This is a genomic window from Devosia sp. (genome assembly GCF_017744655.1).
Taxonomy (GTDB): Bacteria; Pseudomonadota; Alphaproteobacteria; order Rhizobiales; family Devosiaceae; genus Devosia.
This window is the reverse complement of the sequence record NZ_JAGIAW010000014.1, coordinates 62636-81280: the sequence shown is the minus strand read 5'-3', so window position 1 is coordinate 81280 and position 18645 is coordinate 62636. Positions and strand designations below refer to the sequence as shown.

At 61.7% G+C, this 18645-nt stretch carries 21 protein-coding genes; 4 read left to right on the top strand and 17 right to left on the bottom strand.

What is annotated here, in order from left to right; genetic code table 11:
* Nucleotides 1-38: 38 nt before the first annotated feature.
* The 5 genes from J7557_RS20100 to J7557_RS20080 form a co-directional block, all read right to left on the bottom strand.
* The gene (locus J7557_RS20100) at nucleotides 39-1262 is read right to left on the bottom strand and encodes a CmpA/NrtA family ABC transporter substrate-binding protein (RefSeq protein WP_291421995.1); all 1224 of its coding nucleotides are present in this window, start codon (nucleotides 1260-1262) and stop codon (nucleotides 39-41) included.
* A gap of 16 nt (nucleotides 1263-1278) precedes the next feature.
* Nucleotides 1279-1866: an ANTAR domain-containing response regulator gene (locus tag J7557_RS20095; RefSeq protein ID WP_291421993.1), complete on the bottom strand. Its 588-nt coding sequence runs from the start codon at nucleotides 1864-1866 to the stop codon at nucleotides 1279-1281.
* 81 nt (nucleotides 1867-1947) lie between these two features.
* Entirely contained in the window at nucleotides 1948-2844 is an 897-nt protein-coding gene (locus J7557_RS20090; RefSeq protein ID WP_291421991.1) for a ribokinase, read from the bottom strand.
* On the bottom strand, nucleotides 2841-3284 hold the full coding sequence (locus J7557_RS20085) for a riboflavin kinase (protein WP_291421989.1): 444 nt from the start codon (nucleotides 3282-3284) through the stop codon (nucleotides 2841-2843). The genes J7557_RS20090 and J7557_RS20085 overlap by 4 nt, the downstream gene beginning before the upstream one ends.
* Nucleotides 3262-3750 (bottom strand): flavin reductase family protein, encoded by a 489-nt coding sequence (locus J7557_RS20080; RefSeq protein WP_291421987.1) that lies wholly within the window; start codon nucleotides 3748-3750, stop codon nucleotides 3262-3264. The genes J7557_RS20085 and J7557_RS20080 overlap by 23 nt, the downstream gene beginning before the upstream one ends.
* A 101-nt stretch (nucleotides 3751-3851) precedes the next feature.
* Here J7557_RS20080 and J7557_RS20075 point away from each other — a divergent pair, with 101 nt between their 5' ends.
* Nucleotides 3852-4451, top strand: a complete 600-nt coding sequence (locus J7557_RS20075; protein ID WP_291421985.1) for a PadR family transcriptional regulator — start codon at nucleotides 3852-3854, stop codon at nucleotides 4449-4451.
* Between the two features lie 30 nt (nucleotides 4452-4481).
* Here the strand turns inward: J7557_RS20075 and J7557_RS20070 are convergent, their stop codons facing one another.
* From J7557_RS20070 to J7557_RS20055, 4 genes are read right to left on the bottom strand one after another with little or no spacing between them, the layout of a single operon-like run.
* Nucleotides 4482-5828: an NtaA/DmoA family FMN-dependent monooxygenase gene (locus J7557_RS20070; RefSeq protein WP_291421983.1), complete on the bottom strand. Its 1347-nt coding sequence runs from the start codon at nucleotides 5826-5828 to the stop codon at nucleotides 4482-4484.
* Nucleotides 5829-5867: 39 nt separating this feature from the next.
* Nucleotides 5868-6686 (bottom strand): ABC transporter permease, encoded by an 819-nt coding sequence (locus tag J7557_RS20065; RefSeq protein ID WP_291421981.1) that lies wholly within the window; start codon nucleotides 6684-6686, stop codon nucleotides 5868-5870.
* Entirely contained in the window at nucleotides 6679-7503 is an 825-nt protein-coding gene (locus tag J7557_RS20060) for an ABC transporter ATP-binding protein (protein WP_291421979.1), read from the bottom strand. The genes J7557_RS20065 and J7557_RS20060 overlap by 8 nt, the downstream gene beginning before the upstream one ends.
* An 8-nt stretch (nucleotides 7504-7511) precedes the next feature.
* A complete protein-coding gene (locus tag J7557_RS20055; protein ID WP_291421977.1) occupies nucleotides 7512-8630 on the bottom strand; it encodes an ABC transporter substrate-binding protein in 1119 nt (372 codons plus the stop codon).
* Between the two features lie 230 nt (nucleotides 8631-8860).
* Between J7557_RS20055 and J7557_RS20050 the strand changes: the two genes are divergently transcribed.
* Complete coding sequence (locus J7557_RS20050; protein WP_291421975.1) at nucleotides 8861-9115, top strand: plasmid stabilization protein; 255 nt, start codon at nucleotides 8861-8863, stop codon at nucleotides 9113-9115.
* Nucleotides 9112-9534: a type II toxin-antitoxin system VapC family toxin gene (locus J7557_RS20045; RefSeq protein ID WP_291421973.1), complete on the top strand. Its 423-nt coding sequence runs from the start codon at nucleotides 9112-9114 to the stop codon at nucleotides 9532-9534. Before J7557_RS20050 ends, J7557_RS20045 begins: the two co-directional genes overlap by 4 nt.
* On the opposite strand, the gene J7557_RS20040 is transcribed toward J7557_RS20045, so the two are convergent.
* The 7 genes from J7557_RS20040 to ugpB all read right to left on the bottom strand — a co-directional run bounded on the left by J7557_RS20040 (nucleotide 9531) and on the right by ugpB (nucleotide 16104).
* A complete protein-coding gene (locus J7557_RS20040) occupies nucleotides 9531-10304 on the bottom strand; it encodes a hydrolase (protein WP_291421971.1) in 774 nt (257 codons plus the stop codon). The genes J7557_RS20045 and J7557_RS20040 overlap by 4 nt on opposite strands.
* Nucleotides 10301-11086, bottom strand: coding sequence for a DeoR/GlpR family DNA-binding transcription regulator (locus J7557_RS20035; RefSeq protein ID WP_291422491.1), 786 nt, complete (start codon nucleotides 11084-11086; stop codon nucleotides 10301-10303). Before J7557_RS20035 ends, J7557_RS20040 begins: the two co-directional genes overlap by 4 nt.
* A 6-nt stretch (nucleotides 11087-11092) precedes the next feature.
* The gene (locus J7557_RS20030; RefSeq protein WP_291421969.1) at nucleotides 11093-11839 is read right to left on the bottom strand and encodes a glycerophosphoryl diester phosphodiesterase; all 747 of its coding nucleotides are present in this window, start codon (nucleotides 11837-11839) and stop codon (nucleotides 11093-11095) included.
* Nucleotides 11840-11883: 44 nt separating this feature from the next.
* Entirely contained in the window at nucleotides 11884-12948 is a 1065-nt protein-coding gene (locus J7557_RS20025) for a sn-glycerol-3-phosphate import ATP-binding protein UgpC (protein ID WP_291421967.1), read from the bottom strand.
* A gap of 3 nt (nucleotides 12949-12951) precedes the next feature.
* The gene (gene ugpE / locus J7557_RS20020) at nucleotides 12952-13800 is read right to left on the bottom strand and encodes a sn-glycerol-3-phosphate ABC transporter permease UgpE (RefSeq protein ID WP_291421965.1); all 849 of its coding nucleotides are present in this window, start codon (nucleotides 13798-13800) and stop codon (nucleotides 12952-12954) included.
* Between the two features lie 11 nt (nucleotides 13801-13811).
* Nucleotides 13812-14696: a sn-glycerol-3-phosphate ABC transporter permease UgpA gene (ugpA, locus tag J7557_RS20015; RefSeq protein ID WP_291421963.1), complete on the bottom strand. Its 885-nt coding sequence runs from the start codon at nucleotides 14694-14696 to the stop codon at nucleotides 13812-13814.
* Nucleotides 14697-14778: 82 nt separating this feature from the next.
* The gene (ugpB, locus tag J7557_RS20010; protein ID WP_291421961.1) at nucleotides 14779-16104 is read right to left on the bottom strand and encodes a sn-glycerol-3-phosphate ABC transporter substrate-binding protein UgpB; all 1326 of its coding nucleotides are present in this window, start codon (nucleotides 16102-16104) and stop codon (nucleotides 14779-14781) included.
* Between the two features lie 284 nt (nucleotides 16105-16388).
* On the opposite strand from ugpB, the gene J7557_RS20005 reads away from it, so the two are divergent.
* Nucleotides 16389-18053 carry a Na/Pi cotransporter family protein gene (locus J7557_RS20005; RefSeq protein WP_291421960.1) on the top strand — a complete coding sequence of 555 codons (1665 nt, stop codon included), beginning with the start codon at nucleotides 16389-16391 and terminating at the stop codon, nucleotides 18051-18053.
* A gap of 71 nt (nucleotides 18054-18124) precedes the next feature.
* Here J7557_RS20005 and J7557_RS20000 read toward each other — a convergent pair whose 3' ends face one another.
* Nucleotides 18125-18607 carry an NUDIX hydrolase gene (locus J7557_RS20000; RefSeq protein WP_291421958.1) on the bottom strand — a complete coding sequence of 161 codons (483 nt, stop codon included), beginning with the start codon at nucleotides 18605-18607 and terminating at the stop codon, nucleotides 18125-18127.
* Between the last annotated feature and the right edge of the window lie 38 nt (nucleotides 18608-18645).

The following is an 18645-nucleotide window of genomic DNA, read 5'->3' as shown; positions in this document are numbered from 1 at the left end:
GATTTGCACGGCAGTGCGGCATTCTGCCCATTTACTGATCATGATCGGCGTTGTGCCACGATGTAGGCATCAAGCTTTTCGGGGTCGAAATCGGTGCCGTCGAAGAAGCCATCCGGGCCGAGTGTCAGGTGTCCGCCGACAGCGCCGACTTCGGTCGGTTCGGTCAGCGCGCCCTCGATCTTGCTGCTGGCGCCGGGCACCGGCATGCCCATTCCGGAGAGGGCGGCGCGATAGAGATCGGGCCGGTAGCTGGTCACGGCCTTTTTCGCGTTTTCGGCTGTGTGGCTCACCTGACCCCAGCGCACCATCTGCGAATAGAACCAGAGTGCATGGCTGACCCAGGGGAAATTGGCAGCGCGGGAATAGGCCACGAAGAAGTCTGGTATCGCCTTTTCGACACCCGGTTCGAACTGCAGTTTTCCGGTGAGTGCGCGCAAGATGAGATCGGCGTCGATGCCCAGTCGATCTTCGCGCGCCAGCATGGCGGCCAGGGCAGTGTGATTGGACGGGTCTTCGCACCAACGCGCCGCGCGGGTTGCAGAGCGCAGCAGGGCGGCCAGTTGCTCGGGAAAACGCTCGGCCCATTGCAGCCGCGTACCCAGGACCTTGTCCGGGCTCATCTGCCAGATCTGACCTTTGGTGGTGACGATGCGCCCGACGCCGCGCGCCACAGCGACCGAGCCGAAGGGCTCGCCGACGCAGAACCCGTCGGTGCGCTTGGCGGCGAGTGCATCGGCCTGCAGCGGTGGTGGCACGATGACGATATCGACGTCATGGTCGGGATCGATGCCGGAGGCCTTCAGCCAGTAGCGCAGGGCATAGTTGTGGGCGCTTTCAGGGTGCACCACGGCGAGGCGCAGATGGGACTCGCCGGAGCGTGCGCGATCCGCAATGACTTTTCGGAGGGCCGCACCAACAGGGCCGGGCGCGCCATCTTCGGGCGCGCCCGCTTCGGCCATTTTGGCCCAGATGGCATTAGACATGGTGATGGCAGCGCCGCCGAGACCGAGCGCCATGGGAGCAATCACCGCTGCGTCGAGCGGTGTGAGGCCAAGATTGGCGCTGAGGGGCATGGGGCCGAGCATGTGGGCGACGTCGAGATGACCGATGGCGACGCGGTCGCGAATGTTGGCCCAGGAGGTTTCGCGCACGAGATTGAGATGCAGCCCCTCGCTCTCGGCAAAGCCGAATTCTTCGGCGGCTAGCAGCACCGCGCTATCGAGCAGGGGCACATATCCGGCAGTGATCTGGGTCAGGCCCATGACGCGAATTCCTTCCTCATGGTCCCAGCAATTCTGAAGCAGTGACCAGCGCCTGGGCGATCTCGGCAATTTTGCGGTTCTGGTTCATTGCTGTCGTGCGCAGCAGGGCATAGGCATCGTCTTCCGAAAGGCCGCGGGTCGACATCAGAATGCCCTTGGCCTTGTCGATCACCTTGCGCCCCTGCAATTCGGAGCGAGCGGCTTCGAGCTCATCGCGCAGCCGCGAAAAGGCGCGAAAGCGGACGATGGCCATGTCGAGGATCGGCTTGATGCGGTCTTTGCGCAGTCCGTCCACCACATAGGCGGAAACGCCGGCATCGACCGCAGCCTCGATTTCGGTCGGGTCGGATTTGTCGACGAACATGGCGATGGGCCGCTTGATGGTGCGGCTCAGGGCAAAAAAGTGCTCCAGCACGTCGCGATTGGGATTTTCGAGGTCGATGATGACCACATCTGGCGCGATCTCGCCGATGCGCTGCGCGACATCCTCGATATCGGTGATGACGCGCACGGAAGCATGGCCGGCCTCGCGCAGTCCGGCCTCGATGATCGAGGCGCGGATCGCGTTGTCGTCAATCACCAGAATCGAGAGCGACTCTGCCATGGACCTCAACTGCAAGGGTGTCGGCGGCCCAGTCACTGCATGACTGGCGGGCCGCTGTCTACGTCCTTTGCGGCAGGATGGCTATGCCACGCTGATCGCGTCGACCTCGGCTTTGGTGGGAATGGCCGGTTGCGCGCCGGCATGGCAGCAGGCGAGGCTCCCGGCAATGGCGGCGCGCCGCATGGCCTCTTCGAGCGATAGGCCGGCATCGAGTCCCGCGGCGAGATAGCCGCAAAAAGTGTCGCCTGCGCCAACCGTGTCGACCGGTTCGACCCGGTGAGCCGGCACGAAAAAACTGCCTCGCGGGGTTCGCGCATAGGCGCCTTCCGGCCCCAGCGTGACGACAATGGTACGTCCGGTTCTTTGCACCCAAGCGGTCGCGGCGGCCTCGAGGTCGGCGATGGGACGGCCGGTCAGGAGCGAAAATTCGGTCTCGTTGGCGACGACAATATCGGCCAGTGGCGCGAGGTCGGCGGTGTCGGCGAGAAAGGGGGCTGTGTTGAGCACACTGCGTGTTCCCTTGCTGCGCGCGATTTCGAGCGCCCGGCGCGTTGCTGCCTGCGGTATTTCCTGTTGCACCAGGAGGGTGTCGTTTGCCGTGAGGCTTGCAAGATGCCGCTCGGCATCCTCCGTGCTCATCGTGCCATTGGCCCCCGGCAGCACGGCGATGACGTTCTCGCCCTCCGCATCGACAAAGATCATCGCGATGCCTGTCGCCGCCTCGACCTGGCTCAGGCTTGAAAGGTCCACGCCGCCCTGTCGCAAAAGATCCAGCGCCATATCGGCAAAGGCATCGTTGCCGACGGCCGAGACATGCCGAACTTCGGCACCGGCTCGTCGCGCAGCCAGAGCCTGATTGGCGCCCTTGCCGCCCGGCGCCATGGAAAAAGTGCCACCGGCGACCGTCTCCCCGGGCCGCGGCAGACGGCTGACTGTGCCGACCTGATCGAGATTGGTGGAGCCGAAAATAGTGATCATGGCCGAGGTCCTATCAGGGCATAGCGTTCGAGCATGGCGCGCGATTGCGCGACATCGCGTTCGGTCTGCCCGATCAGGTCGTCGAGCCCGGAAAACCGGCGCATATCGCGCAGTCTCGCCACGAGGCAGATTTTTATCTCTTGGCCATAGAGCGTTCTGTCGAAGTCATGGATGTAGATTTCGACCCGACGTTCCCTGACGTCGTCAAAGGTGGGATTATTGCCCACGCTCGCTGTGGCGCCAAGGTGAGCGTCTTCGCCGGTCAGCCAGACGAGGCAGGAATAGACCCCATCGGGCGGCAGTTCAGCCCCCGCGGGCACCAGAAGATTGGCCGTCGGAAAACCCAGTTTTCGGCCGCGCTTGTCGCCATGAATGACGCAGCCGGAAAGCCTGATCCCTAATGCCTCGGGAATGGAATCAGGATGCCCGGGAAAGCCCAAGATACTGGCTCTGATGGAAGACGAGGGGAGCGATATCGGGGAACAGCGTCGTGCTCTTGATTTCGAACAGGATGATCTCGTGGTCGCCGCCTGAGAGCCGGTCGGCAATGGTGCAATCGAGCCAGAGCGTGGCGCCGGGGATGAAGCGGGCCGTTTCCTCGCCGGCTTGCAGCGTCACATCGCGAAAGCGGTCGCCATTGCGGGACGAAAGCTGCCGGGAAAGCGGCCCTTGATCGGCGCCCAAAATGCTGAGGCCGATGCGGGGCAGGGCGTTGAGTTTTGGCCATGTGCTCGATTGGCGCGCAATGCAGACCGAAACCAGCGGCGGCTCCAGCGATACCGTGCTGAACGAGTTGACTGCCATGCCCACGGGCTCGCTTCCGTCATGCCCGCACATGGCGACAACGCCGGTCGGAAACAGCGAAAAAGCCCGCCGCAGGGCCAGGTTTGCCTCCGCACTATTCAAGATTTCCTCCTCGATTAGTCAATTTTGAATATTTGAAATGAAGCTATGTCATTTGCTAGGGAATGACAAGGAATTTGCCGAGGGGAAGGCGCCAGAAAACCATGTCCAACATCACCCGCCTTGTCGTTTTGGGCGCCGTGCGCCAGTTCGAGCCTGTGCACGGCTACTTCCTCCGTCGCGAGCTGATGACCTGGCATGTGGACGAGTGGGCGAACATCCAGCCCGGCTCGATCTACAATGCGCTGAAATCGCTCAAGCAGGACGGCTATATCGAGGAAGCGGGCACGGAAGCGGCCGGCAAGCGGCCCGAGCGCACCATCTATCGCACCACGCCGCAGGGCGTCGTCGAACTGATGCGGATGCTCCGCCAGACGCTCTGGACCGTCGAAACCTTTGATACCAAGCCCACCATGGCGCTGACGTCGTTCATGTTTCTCCTCAGTCGCTCGGAAGTGGTGGCGGCGCTCAAATTCCGCATGACCGAGATCGACGCCAAGATCGCGAGCAATGGCTTTGACATTGCCGATGTGGGGCATTCGACGACGACACCCGCCTATGTGCGCGAAATTTTTGAACTGTCCTCGCTGCGCCTGCGCGCGGAGCAGGAATGGGCCAAGGGGCTCTATGAGCGGATCACCGCCGGCAACTATGTCTTTGCCGGCGACCCGGGATCGCGCGTTGAGCCAGTCGAGCCCAAATAGGCCGCCGGGGTCGCCCCGGCGGCCCTGACCTCACAGGGTGCGATAGCTCGCGCCCGGATGATCCGCATTGAGGATCGGGCTCGGCGTGCCGACAAGGCGCTCACGCAGTGTATCACCTTCATAATCCGAAGCCGCAACGCCACGGGCGCGCAGGATTGGCATCACCTGTTCGACGAAATCTTTCGTTGAAGCCGGCTGGATCAGCGGCGTGAACAGGAAGCCGTCGATATCGGTCTTTTCGGCGAGATCGATCATGATGTCGGCGATTTCTTCGGGTGTGCCGACAAAAGGATTGGTGCGAACGCCATGGGCGTGCCAGTCCTTCAGCACTTCCCCGACGGTCTTGTCGCCAAAGCGCGCGATCTGGGTTTGCGAGAGCTCGGTGTGGAGATCGCTCATCTTGGTCGCCGGATCGTAGGACGAAAGATCGAGGCCGGTGAACCAGGCATAGGAGGCAACCGCCACGTCCGGGGTCTGGGCGTCGAGCAGTTCCTGATGCTTGCGGCGGGCTTCTTCCTTGGTCGGGGCAACGACGCAGGAAAAGGCGCTCATCAGCTTGATCGAATTGGGGTCGCGTCCATTGGCGACGGCTTCGTCGCGGATGGATTTGACCTGACCCGCCAGCTTTTCGGCCGTGCCGCCGCCGAGGAAGATACATTCGCCATGCTTGCCGCCGAACTGCTTGCCGCGATCAGAGGAACCGGCCTGGAACAACACAGGAGTGCCCTGCGGCGAGTAGGACGAATTGCCAAAGCCATGTGAGCGGAAATAGGGGCCATCATGGGCGATGCGATGCACCTTGTCCGGATTGGCGTAGCGACCAGTCTTGTCGCGTTCCAGCGCGTCACGCTCCCAGGCGCCCTCGAAGAGCTTGTAGACCAGCGCCATGAAATCGTCGGCCATGTTGTAGCGCTCGTCATGCGCCACCATGGGCACGCCGAAGGCGGCAACGGCGGTTTCGGCCGTGCCCGTGGTCACGACGTTCCAGCCGATACGGCCCTTGGAAAGGTGGTCGAGGCTCTGCATGCGACGGGCAAAGGCATAGGGCTGTTCGAGCAGGGTCGAGCCGGTCATGACCACGCCGAGCTTTTCCGTTGCCGCGATGATGGCGGCGCCGACAATGGTGGGGTCGAGGCGCGGCAGGTCGAGGCCTTCGGTGTCGCAGATGTCGGGGCGCGTGCCCTTCACATCGGCCCAGCCCCAGGCGTCGGCGAGAAACAGGAAGTCGAGCTTGGCGTCCTCGCACATTTTCGCGACATCGACCCAATAATCGAGCGTATCGAAATTGTGCCGCTCGCTGTCGGGGTGGCGCCAGGTGGACGTGCCGGAGTCATTGGTCTGGGCGTTTTCAAACAGCCCAAAGCGCAGCTTCTTCATCGTAATGTCTTTCGTAATTGTATGGGGGTGTCGGGCGCCTCAGCGCCCGATCACATCCGCGTCGCTCCACCAGAGGACACGCTTGCGCAGGAGTGCCAGTAGCGACACCAGCACCACGCCGAGAAGGCAGAGAAGGGCAATGCTCGCCCAGGTGACGGGCAGGTCCGCCTGCGCCGCAGAAATGGTGACCAGCGAACCCAAGCCCGCCTGCTGACCCGCCGCCACGAATTCGGCAACGGCGGCACCGACCACAGCCAGCGGCATGGCGATGCGGAGGCCGGCAAAGACGAAGGGCATGCAGCCCGGCAGTCTCAGATCGCGGAAGGTTTCCCAGCGGCTGGCATGAAGCGTCTTGAAGACGTCGAGCGCTTTCTGGTCGACATCGCGCAGGCCGGCCAGCGAATTGACCAGCATGGGGAAGAAGACCACGAGCCCGGTGACGATATATTTGGGCAGCATGCCGAAGCCGAAGGCCACAACCAGAGCCGGAGCGATGGCGACGACCGGGGTGACCATGATCACGACGATCAGCGGCATCATCGCCTTTTCGATGATCGGCAATTCCGACATGGCGACGGCCAGAAGGAAGCCGAAGAGAATGCCCGCGCCGGCGCCGATGACGATTTCCTGGCAGGTCACTAGCATATTGGCCCAATACATGTGCGGGTCGCTGGCCATGCTGTTGCCAACGGATTCCAGCGTTGGCAGCACATAGGGATTGTTCAGCGCCACGACCTGCCAGAGTACGGCGACGATAACGAAGGTCACCGCCGGCGGCAGCCAGTCTCCGGCCATCCGCGCCATGGGGGAGCTGGTCTTGGCCTTGGGGGCCGCTTCCGCTGCGATCGAACTAGACATGGGCAGCCTCCATCACCTTGCGCAGGGCATTGCGGACATAGCCTTCGAGATCGCGGAAGGCGTCGGTGGCATAAAGCGCTTCGTTGCGCGGCCGGGGCAGGTCGACATCGATGATTTCAGCGATGCGGCCGGGATGGGCCGCCATCAGCACGATGCGGTCGGACAGGATGATGGCTTCGGGCACCGAATGGGTGACGAAGAGCACGGACTTCTGGTTCGATTGCCAGAAATCGAGCAGGCCCATGCGCTGCTGGTCGCGGTTCATCTCGTCGAGCGCCGAAAACGGCTCGTCCATGAGCAGGATTTCGGGATCGAACACGAAGGCGCGGGCGATTGCGGCGCGCTGCTGCATGCCGCCCGAAAGCTGGGCAGGATAGCGGTCGATCGCCTTGCCGAGACCAAAGCTGGTCAGGATTTCCTTGGGATCGCGCAGCTTGCGCCCGGCATTGGCGTTCGGATTGATCGAAATGGGCAGGCTGACATTGTCGAGAATGGTGCGCCAGGGCAAGAGGGCCGGCGATTGCGGCACAAGGCCAATGGCCTTTTCGCGCGAGGCTTCGCGCACGGATTTCCCATTGATGGAAACCTTGCCGCCATCGGCTTCGGAGAGGCCGGCGACGACCTTCAGCAGGGTAGACTTGCCGCAACCCGACGGGCCAATCAGCGAGACAAATTCGCCCTTGCGGATGGTGAGCGAGACGCCGTTGAGCACGGTGACGCGGGCTTCGTCCGGGCCGAAGCTCTTGGTGATATTGGCGACCTCTACCCCGGCCTCGCCGGGGTATCGATCATTGGATGCTTGAATAGGTGCAGGCATTGTCCGGTTCACTTTTCCGGCCAGATCAGCTTGCCGTCCTGATAGAGCGAGGCAACGAGATCAGGGTCCATCATGGCTTCGATGGCGGGCGGGTTCTTCAGCCCGCCGAATTTCTGGGCCATGTCATATTCGCTCTGCCAGCCGGCGACGGTCTGCACGCCCGGAGGCCCAAAGGTGCTCGAACGCACCCATTCGGACTCGACGCCCCAGGTGCGCGCCTGCTGCTCGCGTGGGAAGGCCGAACCCTGATTGTTGTCAGCGGCAAGCTGGCTGATCATGTCGACGCACTTTTCTTCCTCGGCGAGGCAGAATTCGAGCGCCTTGAGGCTCGCGCGCATGAAATCGGCAGCGGCCTCGCGATGCTCGGCGAGGAATTTGCTGTTCACTTCCATGACATTGTAGGTGCCCGGCAGCCCAAGATCGGACGGCAGGAATTCGCTGAAGGGCAGGTTCATGGCCTTGAGCGTCTGGGGCTGGTTCGAGGCATAGCCGACAATGGCATCGACCTGGCCGCGGGTGACGACCGTGGGGTCGTAATTGGTCATCTTGATCAGTTCGACCTTGGACACGTCGACGCCGGCGGCATCGAGCATGGCAAGGGCGATGGGGGTAATGTTGATGAAGTAGCCGAGGCGCTTGCCTTCAAGATCCTTCAAGCTCTTCACCGCTTCATTGGCAAAGATCGAGAAGGGCGAGGTGCTGCCATAGGTGGCGACGGCGGTCAGGTTGCGGCTATTGGCGGCCGCCAGCATGACGTCGGAAGCGGAACCGAGTGCAGTGAACTGGGCCTGGCCGGACGATACCAGCAGTTGGCCATTGCCGCCGGCGGCATTGATCTCGACAGTCAGGCACAGGGCATCGAAATAGCCCAGTTCCTTGGCGAGAAACACGTCGACCTGGCCGGCGCTCGCCGAATAGCCATAGCCGGAAATGTAGGTGATGGTGCCGGCGGCCTTGTTGCGATCGCATTCTTCCTGGGAGACGAGCACGTTTTCCGGGAGTTCGTCAGCAGCGCGTGCCACCTGGGCCGAAAAACCGGCCATGGCGAGGGCAACCACGGCAGTGCCCGAGAAAAGACGGCCGAGCGAGAGCGTTCCCCGCCCATGGGGTGTAGGTCTAAGCGACAAGAAAACCTCCCTAGTCACGTCCCATTCCTCCATGGGACGCACATTTCTAGCATAATCAAAATTGACTATGCAAACTTTTCTTATTTGGCGCGCTCAAGGAGATAGCGCGAGGGAACAAGGCAACGAGTCGGGCAGAGCCGCTTGCTGGCGCTTTCGGGACAGCACTCTTGATTTGCTATCATCTGCACCAAAATGATAGCATGGTTGTCGCTTGGATGGAGTTGTAGCCAATGCCTGCCGTTACCATTCGTAACCTCTCTGAAGAGGCCCATCGGGCTCTCAAGGCGCGCGCGGCCGGACATGGCCGCAGCACGGAGGCGGAGATGCGCAATATTCTCGAAGCGGCGGTTCGGCCCGCAGACCGTGTTCGTATCGGCTCGGCGCTTTCAGCATTGAGCCAGAATTCGGGCCTCACCAATGCCGACTTCGAGGCTGTGGAGCAGAACCGAGACAAAACGCCGGCCCTGCCGCTGAGCTTTGAATGATCCTGCTCGATACCAATGTTGTTTCCGAGGGCATGAAGCCGCAGCCTGACCCGGCCGTGCGCGACTGGCTGGATGCCCAGGCCGCGGAAACGCTCTATCTCTCGAGCGTGACGGTGGCGGAACTGCTGTACGGCATCGGAGTTTTGCCAGATGGGCAGCGCAAGACGAGGCTCACTGCGGCGGTCGAAGGCCTGATCGGCCTGTTTGAAGGCCGCATCCTTGCTTTCGACTCCGATGCAGCACGGCACTATGCGGATATCGCGGTCGCCTCGCGCAGGGCGGGGAAGGGCTTTCCAACGCCCGATGGCTATATCGCAGCCATGGCCGTCGCTCACGGTTTCGATGTTGCGACCCGCGATGCCAGCGCTTTTGTCGCTGCCGGCGTTCCAACGATCGATCCCTGGAAAATCGGCGCCTAGCCTCTGGCGGCGAGAAGTGCCTTGGCGATGTCGACAAAGCCGCGACCGGCAATATCGGCCGATATCCAGCGTGGCTTGGTGGGCAGGTCGTCGAGCACCGGCAGGATATTGGCGACCCCAAAAGTCTTGTTCAGGAAGGCGAACATGGGTGCGTCATTGCGGGAGTCTCCGGCAAAGCTGACTTGTCGGGCCAGTTCCTCGTCACCAAGGCCCCAGCGGCGCAGGAGGCGTTCGCTCATGGTGCGCTTGTTGTAGTCGCCGATCCAGGTGTTGATGTGAACCGAGCTGATCGCCACAGTGCCGCCAAGTGCGCGGATTTCCGTAGCCAGCGCATCGACTTCCGCGCGTGGGTAACCGACGATATCGACGGCGACATCGGCGAGACGAAAATGCTGGTCGTGAGCAAGATGGAAGCGACCACCGAGGAGGGGAGAGACGGAAGCAAGATGCTGGCGCTGCCGTTCGCTCTGTAGTGCCTCGTCTTCCCAATATTCGACCTCGACCCGATTGTGCCGGGCCGTCATGACAAAGGCGCCGCTTTCGCCGATGGCGGCCGCCACGGGCCAGGCGCGCACGATATGCTCGCACCAGCCGGCCGATCCTCCCGTCACGGTCACGACGGCGATCCCGGCTTTCTCGAGGTCCCAGAGAGCCTGATAGGTTTCAGGCAGCAAGCGGCCTTCGGTGGTCAGGGTGTCGTCGATGTCGGTGAGGAGATAGCTGACATCGCGCAGGTCTTCGGGTGCGGGCGCAGGACCGATAAAACTCATTCGGCGTCTCCGCCGCAGATTTCCACCTCGATCCCCGCGGTTTCGAACGCCGCGGCCACCCGTTTGTCATTGGGCAGCGCGTCGGTGAAAAAGCTGGTGATGGCGGAGAAGGGGGCCACGCGCACTGAGGCATCGCGCGACCATTTGCTCACGTCGGCGGCGAGGAATTTGGTTCGCGCATTGTCGAGCAGCTTCATGGTGAGCTGGGCTTCGCTATAGCTGAAATCGAGAATGCCCTTTTCCGGATCGAGCGCACCGGCGCCGACCACGGCATGGGAAGCGTAGAACTTCTCGAAGAAATTGAGCGCGTCCGGCCCCACGACGTCGCGGTCATTGTGGCGGAGAAGGCCACCGGTCATGTGTACTTCGACCTGTGGGGTTTCCGACAGGGTCAGGGCGACATCGATATTATTGGTGACGACGCGCAGTTCCTGGTGATCGCGCAGCGCTTCAGCAACGAATTGCACGGTGCTGCCGATGCCCATGAAGACGGTCGAGCCAGCGGGGATCGCGGCGGCGATGCGCCGGGCAATGCGCTGCTTGGCCAGGCTGTTGAGCGCGGCGCGGGCATTGACCGAGATATTGCGGGCGCCAACGGGCATGTCGACGCCGCCATGGAAACGCCGCGCGTAACCGAGATCACAAAGCGCGTTGATATCGCGCCTTATGGTCTGGGTGGTCACGTCATAGCGGGCCGCCAGGGGCTCGATATATTGTGCGCCCTCGGTTTCGATCAGGCTCAGGATTTCGCGTTGCCGATGCGACAGCATTTTGGCCGACAGCCTCTACTATCCCAAAAACAGCTTGGGATTGTCAGTGATGACCCCGGTGAGGCCCGCGCCCCAGAATGAGACCAGCTCGACGGGGTTGTTGCAGGTCCAGGCACGCACCTTGATACCGCTTTTGCTGGTTTCTTCCAGCATGCCGATGCTCAGCGCCTTGTAATGCATGTGGATGGTGGTCGCCGGGATGGCCTTCAGCTTCTCGGCCCAGTCCTCTGGCGGACGTCCCCAGAGCATGGCCATTTCGAGTCCTGGCTCCAGCGCGTGCATGGCCTTGAGGGCTTCGGGGTCGAAGCTCGAGATCATGATCTCAGTTTTCGGGTCGCGCTTGTTGATATCGGCCTGCACGGCGCGCACCAATTGGTCGAGCGACTTGTGGTGCTTGTGCTGCTTGATTTCGACATTGGCACTCAGCCCGAATTCGCCCAGCGCCTTGATGACTTCGGCCAGGGTCGGCAGGCGTTCGCCGGCATATTTTGCATCGAACCAGGCACCGGCATCGAGCTTTGCGACTTCGGCATGGGTGAGGGCGCCAAGCGAGCCCTTGCCTGAGGTCGTGCGGTCGACGCTGTCGTCATGAATGACGACCAGAGTGTCGTCAGCCAGCAAGGCCACATCGAGCTCGACCCAGCGCGCGCCCTGTTCGGCTGCGGCGCGGAAGGCGGCAATGGTATTTTCGGGCGCAATGGCAGATGCGCCGCGATGGGCCTGCACTTCGTCCCTTGAGGGACCGATATCAGATGGATTGGTCATGACGCGTCTTTGTTCTTGGCCCGCAAGCCACTAAGTCGGTTGTGTTACGGATTTGCGACAGCGGTGTCGGTGCGACGGCCGCTTTCACGGTTGAAGGGATGGAGGTCCGCCGGTCGGGCGTGGATCGTCACTGCGGCGCCTTCGGCTATGTCGGGTCGGCCTGGGACACTGAGGATGACGGCCTGGTTCGAAGTGTTCAGTCGGACGTGGAGATGGCTTTCTCCGCCGATCGGCTCCAGCAGTTCCACGGTGGCTGCGAGCGCCAGACTTGGCCCGGTTGGCTGCTCCAGTGTGAGCTGATCGGGGCGGATGCCGACGACATCGGTGCCTGCAGGCAGGTTCAAGCCGTCAAAGCCCGATGCACCGGCAATGCTCTCCAACGAAAGCAGGTTCATCGGCGGAGAGCCGATGAAGCCGGCGACGAACAGTGTGGCCGGCCGATCATAGACCTCGGTCGGGGTGCCCAATTGCTCCACCAGGCCGCCATTCATCACCACCAGTCGATCGGCGAGGGTCATGGCTTCGAGCTGGTCATGGGTCACATAGAGGCTGGTGGTCTTGAGCCGTCTTTGCAGCTTGCGGATTTCTACCCGCATTTGCACGCGCAGCTTGGCGTCGAGATTGCTGAGCGGCTCGTCGAAGAGGAAAGCCGCCGGTTCGCGCACGATGGCGCGGCCCATGGCGACACGCTGACGCTGGCCGCCCGAGAGCTGGCGCGGCTTTCGGTCCAGCATGGGGCCGATCTCCAGAATATCAGCCGCTTCCTTGACGCGCCGGTCGATCTCTTCGCGCGGCGTACCGCGGTTTTTCAGGCCATATTCGAGGTTTTGCCGCACCGTCATATGGGGATAGAGCGCATAGTTCTGGAATACCATGGCGATGTCGCGCTCGGCGGGCTCCGCCTTTACGACATCTCGCCCGGCAATCTCGATGCGGCCGGAGGTGACCGATTCAAGTCCCGCCACCATGCGAAGCAGCGTCGATTTTCCGCAGCCGGAGGGGCCGACGAGTACGATGAGTTCGCCGTCCTTGACCGAGAGATTGATGCCTTTGACGGCCGGAACGGGGCCATAGTTCTTCTTGAGGTCAACCAGGTTGATCGTGGCCATGGCTTATTTCTCCGTTTCCACGAGGCCTTTGACGAACAGGCGCTGCATGAAGATGACGACGAGGACGGGGGGCAGCATGGCCAGCATCACGGCAGCCATCACCAGGTGCCATTGCGGCTCGCCATCGGCCGTGGCGGCCAGGCGCTTGATGCCCATGACGACGGTGTAATAGCGGCTGTCGGTGGTGACGAGCAGCGGCCAGAGATATTGCACCCATCCATAGATGAAGAGGATGACGAAGAGCGCCGCGATATTGGTGCGCGAGAGTGGCAGCAAGATATCGCGGAAGAATTTGAGCGGCCCGGCCCCATCGACGCGCGCCGCCTCCATCAGTTCGTCCGGAATGGTCAGGAAGAACTGGCGGAAGAGAAAGGTTGCCGTCGCCGAAGCGATCAGCGGCAGGGTGAGGCCGACATAGGAATTGAGCAGGCCCAGATCCGCCACCACCTTGAACGTGGGGATGATGCGCACCTCTACCGGCAGCATCAGGGTGATGAAGATGATCCAGAAGGCGAGCAACCGGAACGGGAATTTGAAGAAGACGATCGCATAGGCCGAGAGCAGCGAGATGGCGATCTTGCCCACGGCGATGATGATGGCGATGACAAGTGAGTTCCCCAGCATGATCCAGAGCGGGGGGGCGCCGGCCGTGGAGATGCCTTCGGTGAGCATCAGGCGATAGTTTTCGATCAGATTGGGTCCGGGCAGCAGCGGCACGAGGCCGCTCAGGAAGTCGCCATTGCCATGGGTCGAGGCTACGAAGGCGAGATAGACCGGAAATACGACGATGACGACGCCGACGATCAGCACCAGATGGGTGAGGAAGCTGAGAAGGGGGCGATTTTCAACCATTTTGCGCGCTCCTAATACTGCACGCGCCGCTCGATATAGCGGAACTGGATGGCGGTGAGGGCGATGACAATCAGCATCAGCACGACCGATTGGGCGGCCGATGAGCCGATGTTCAATCCCAGGAACCCGTCGGCATAGACCTTGTAGACGAGGATATTGGTAGCCTGGGCCGGGCCGCCTGACGTGGTGGCGTCGATGATGCCAAAAGTGTCGAACATGGCGTAATTGATGTTGACGATGAGCAGGAAGAAGGTCGTGGGCGAGAGCAGCGGGAAGACGATGGTCCAGAACCGCTTGAAGGGCCCCGCGCCATCGATCGCTGCCGCTTCGGTGAGCGATTGCGGCACCGATTGCAGGCCGGCCACGAAGAACAGGAAATTATAGGAAATCTGCTTCCAGCTCGCCGCGATGATCACGAGCAGCATGGCATGGCTGCCATCGATCCGGTGGTTCCAGTTGATCCCGAGGCCGCGCAGCAGATAGGGCGCAATGCCGATCGAGGGGTTGAACATGAACCACCAGAGAATGCCTACGACGACAGGCGCGACGGCATAGGGCCAGACCAGCAGCGTCGTATAGACCCGGTTGGTGCGCAGCACCCGGTTGACCGAAACGGCCAGCAGCAGCGAGACGCTCATGGCCAGGAGTGTTACCGACACGGCGAACACCGCCGTCTTGCCGACGGAATTGAGATAGGTGGGGTCGGCGAAAAGCCGCTTGTAGTTGTCGAACCAGATGAAGGTCGTCTTGAACCCAAAGGGGTCTTCGCGCTCGAAGGACGATTTGACCGCCTGAACGGCAGGCCAGATGAAAAAGATCAGCGTCACGGCAAGCTGCGGGGCCAGCAGCAGATAAGGCAGCAGCTTGTTTGGAAAAATGGTGCGCTTGGTTTGCATGGGCCGAACTCCCCCAGAGGCCGAATGTCACTATGCCGGTTGGACCGCCCCAGCCTGTCCGGCCGGGGCGATCCGGGGAGGATCAGCTATTGGCGGCTTCGAAGTCGCGCAGGATCTGGTTGCCGCGTTCGACAGCAGCATCCAGCGCTTCCTTGGCCGACTTGCTGCCGGCAAGCAGGGCTTCGAACTCTTCATCGACCACGGTGCGGATCTGGGTCAGATTGCCGAAGCGAACGCCCTTGGAATTGGCCGTCGGCGTGCCGCGGGTGATCTGGTTGATGGCGACATCCGAACCTGGATTGGCATCATAATAGCCCTGTTCTTTGCCCAGTTCGTAGGCAGCATTGGTGACCGGCAGGTAGCCGGTGAACTGGTGCCATCCGGCCTGGATTTCCGGGCTCGAGAGGTAGGTGAAGAACTGAGCTACGCCTTTATAGACTTCCGGATCCTTGCCATTGAGGGCCCAGAGCGTCGCGCCGCCGATGATCGAGTTCTTCGGATCGGTGGTCACGTCGTCATAGTAGGGCAGGGGTGCGAAGCCGACCTCAAAATCCTTGGCATTGTTGATCACGCCGGCGCGCGAGGCCGAGGAGTTCATGTAGATGGCGCATTCCTGCGAATAGAATTTCGGCGGAGCGTCGGCGCCACCAACCGGGCCGCCATATTCGAAGAGGCCTTCATCGGCCCATTTCTTCAGGTTCTCCCAGTGCTTGGTCTGTACCTCGCCATTGAAGGTGAACTCGGTGCCGAGACCGCCGAAGCCGTTTTCGAGCGTGCCATAGGGCTGGTCGTGGATGGCCGAGAGATTTTCGAGCTGGATCCAGCTCACCCAGCCGGTGGTGAAGCCGCAGGGCGCGGCGCCTGACTCAACGATCTTTTTCGAGAATTCTTCGACCTCGGCCCAGGTCTTGGGCGCTGTTTCACGGTCGAGACCGGCTTTTTCGAAGACATCCTTGTTGTAATACATGATGGGCGTCGAGGAATTGAACGGCATGGACAGGATGTTGCCGTCGGTATCCGAATAATAGCCCGTCACGGGAGCGAGGAAGCCTGACGGATCCCACGGTTCGCCATTGTCGGCCATGAGCTGATAGACCGGATAGACAGCGCCCTTGGCGGCCATCATGGTGCCGGTGCCCACTTCGAAAACCTGCACGATGGCCGGCTGTTCATTCGCGCGGAAGGCGGCGATGGCGGCGGTCAGGGTTTCGGGATAGCTGCCTTTATAGGTCGGGATGACCTTGAATTCGGTTTGGCTGGCATTGAAGCCGTTGGCGATTTCCTCGAGCTTCTTGCCGAGCTCGGCGTCCATGGCATGCCACCAGGCAATCTCGGTCTGTGCAGCGACCGGGGCGGCCGAAAGAACGGCAGCCAGGCCCGCAGACAGGAACAAAACGTTCTTGAACATTCTCACTCCCTTTATGTTTTGGCCGAGGCCTCCCCGCCTCGTGCTGCCTGAATTGGTAGCAGCGGAATGCGCGTTTGCAACAGAAAAATGTTCAAATGAACATTTTGGATGACGCAAATGATCAAGGGTGCATCGCAAACCGGTCCAAATTGCCTGATATCATTGGCTATGGATAAATTTTTCGACTGCGGGATTTTGCACCCGATTGCATCGAGCTGTTGCGCCTCAACTGTTCATGTGAACATGATGGCGACTCGAAACAGCGCACGGGTAGGGGAGGCCTGATGTACTTCATCATCGTCCATCTGATGGCGGCCATCGTCCTCCTGCTTTGGGCCGTGCGCATGGTGCGAACGGCGGTGGAGCGGGCCTATTCCGCCCAGCTCAAGCGCACCCTGGCCCATGCCGAGCGCAGCGCACTGTCCGCCGCGACGGTCGGCACCGGCATGGCCGTGGCGCTGCAAAGTTCGACGGCAGTGGCCGCGCTCGCTTCCAGCTTCGCCTCGGGTGGACTTCTCGCGGGTAGCACGGGCCTGGCGCTGATGCTCGGCGCCTATTTCGGTTCTGCCCTCGTTGCCAGCGTTCTCTCTTTCGATCTGACGCTGCTCACCGCGCCGCTGATCATTTTGGGCGGCACGCTGTTCCTAAGAGCCAATGATCGGCAGATGAAACAGCTCGGCCGCATGATCCTTGGCGTCGCCTTCGTGCTGCTTTCACTTGAAATGGTCTCCGAGGCGACCGCGCCCTGGCGCGACAGCGAAGTACTGGCCATGGCCATCGACTATCTGCGCGGCGACCCCTGGACCGGCTTTTTCGTTGCGGCCATCATCACCTGGCTCTCCTATTCCTCCGTCGCCAGCGTCCTCGTTATCATCACCTTCGGTACGGCCGGGGTCATCCCCTTCGAAGTGGCCGCTGCCCTTGTGCTCGGCGCAAATCTGGGCGGCACGCTGATTGCCTTCGGCATGACCCGTGGCGCCGATGTGCGAGCCCGGCGCATAGCGCTCGGAGCGCTGCTGTTCCGCGGTGGCGCGGCCATCGTCTGTCTGGTCGTTATCGAGATCCTGCAGGTCCATACTCTGGGCCTGCCGGGCAATGTCGGCCAGCAGGCAAGCCTTTTTCACTCCGTCTTCAACTTTGCCGTCATGATCCTGGGATTGCCGCTGGTCGGTCCAGCCTCGCGCCTCCTCGAGCGCTTTGTCGGCGAAAGTGCTGCCGACGAGACAGCAGACCTCGCCCGTCTGCGGCGGCCAGCTCTCGCCACGGCCAGCCATGGCAATGTCGACGCGGCTCTTGCCAGCGCCACGCGCGAACTGCTGCGTATGAGCGAAATGGTGGAGGTGATGCTGCAGCCGGCGATGGAAATCCTGAGGGGCGGCGACAAGACAGCCATCCGCCGGGTCAAGGCACTGGAGCCCGAAGTCGACCGCGCCAATGCCTCGATCAAGCTTTTCCTTTCCCAGCTCGACTGGGACAAGATGGATGAGGGCCAGGTGAGCCGAGCGTCCGACCTCAGTACCTTCGCCATTGGCCTCGAACAGGCCGGCGATATCATCGCGCGACAATTGCTGCGGGTCGCCGATCAGCTCTCCGAGCGTCATCTCACCTTTTCGCCGCAAGGCTGGGAGGAATTGCAGGATCTGCATGTCAGGGTTTTGGGCAATTTGCAGCTCGCGCTCAATGTCCTCGTCTCCGAGGACATCGAATCCGCGCGTCAGCTCGTCGCCGAAAAGGACGCCATAGGTGTTCTGGAGCGCTCCAGCATGAACCAGCATTTTGCGCGCCTGCGCAAAGGCGATCCAAACAGTTTTGAGACCAGCGAGCTGCACCTGCAGACGGTGCGCTCGCTCCGTCACATCAATTCGCTTCTGTGCGGGGTCGCCTATTCAATCCTGAGCGAGCAGGGCGAACTGCTCGGCTCAAAACTCGCGAGAAGTCCGGGCCAATAAGGTGACGGGGCGAGGCTCTTTTCGAGTTTGGCCGGAGAGTATCTCGCTAGGCTGAAGTCCCAGGCGGACTGCTAAAGCGCGATTGCCCGTGGGTGGTCCGCATGAACCAGCGTCACGCGGCCTGCCGCCAGGTTGGCGAGGAAGCGCGAGAGGTCGGGTTCGTGGGCGGCTGCTGCGGCTTCGTCCGGTGACATCCAGCGACGCTGGCGCTGGTCCTTTTCTTTCCAGCCTTTGCGCTCGCGCGTCACTTCCAGCGGGAAGATCACGGCTTGGCCAGGCGTGCTCGATCCGTCGCTGAAAAGCTTGGAATAGCGGTAGGACCCGATGGCCTGCGTATCGACATTGCCTTCGACACCGGCCTCTTCCAAGGCCTCCTGGCGGGCCGCGTCGGCCTCGCTGAGGCCTTTCATCGGCCAGCCCTTGGGCAGCATCCATTTGCCATTGGTACGCGAAGTGATGAGCAATACCGAAAGCGAGCCATCAGCCTCCCGCCGCCACGGCAAAGCGGCGACCTGGTGGCACAGAGCGGAACTAATGGGCGCGGTATTCGCCATGAAGGTTCCCGGAACGGTATCGACTCATAATCAGATAA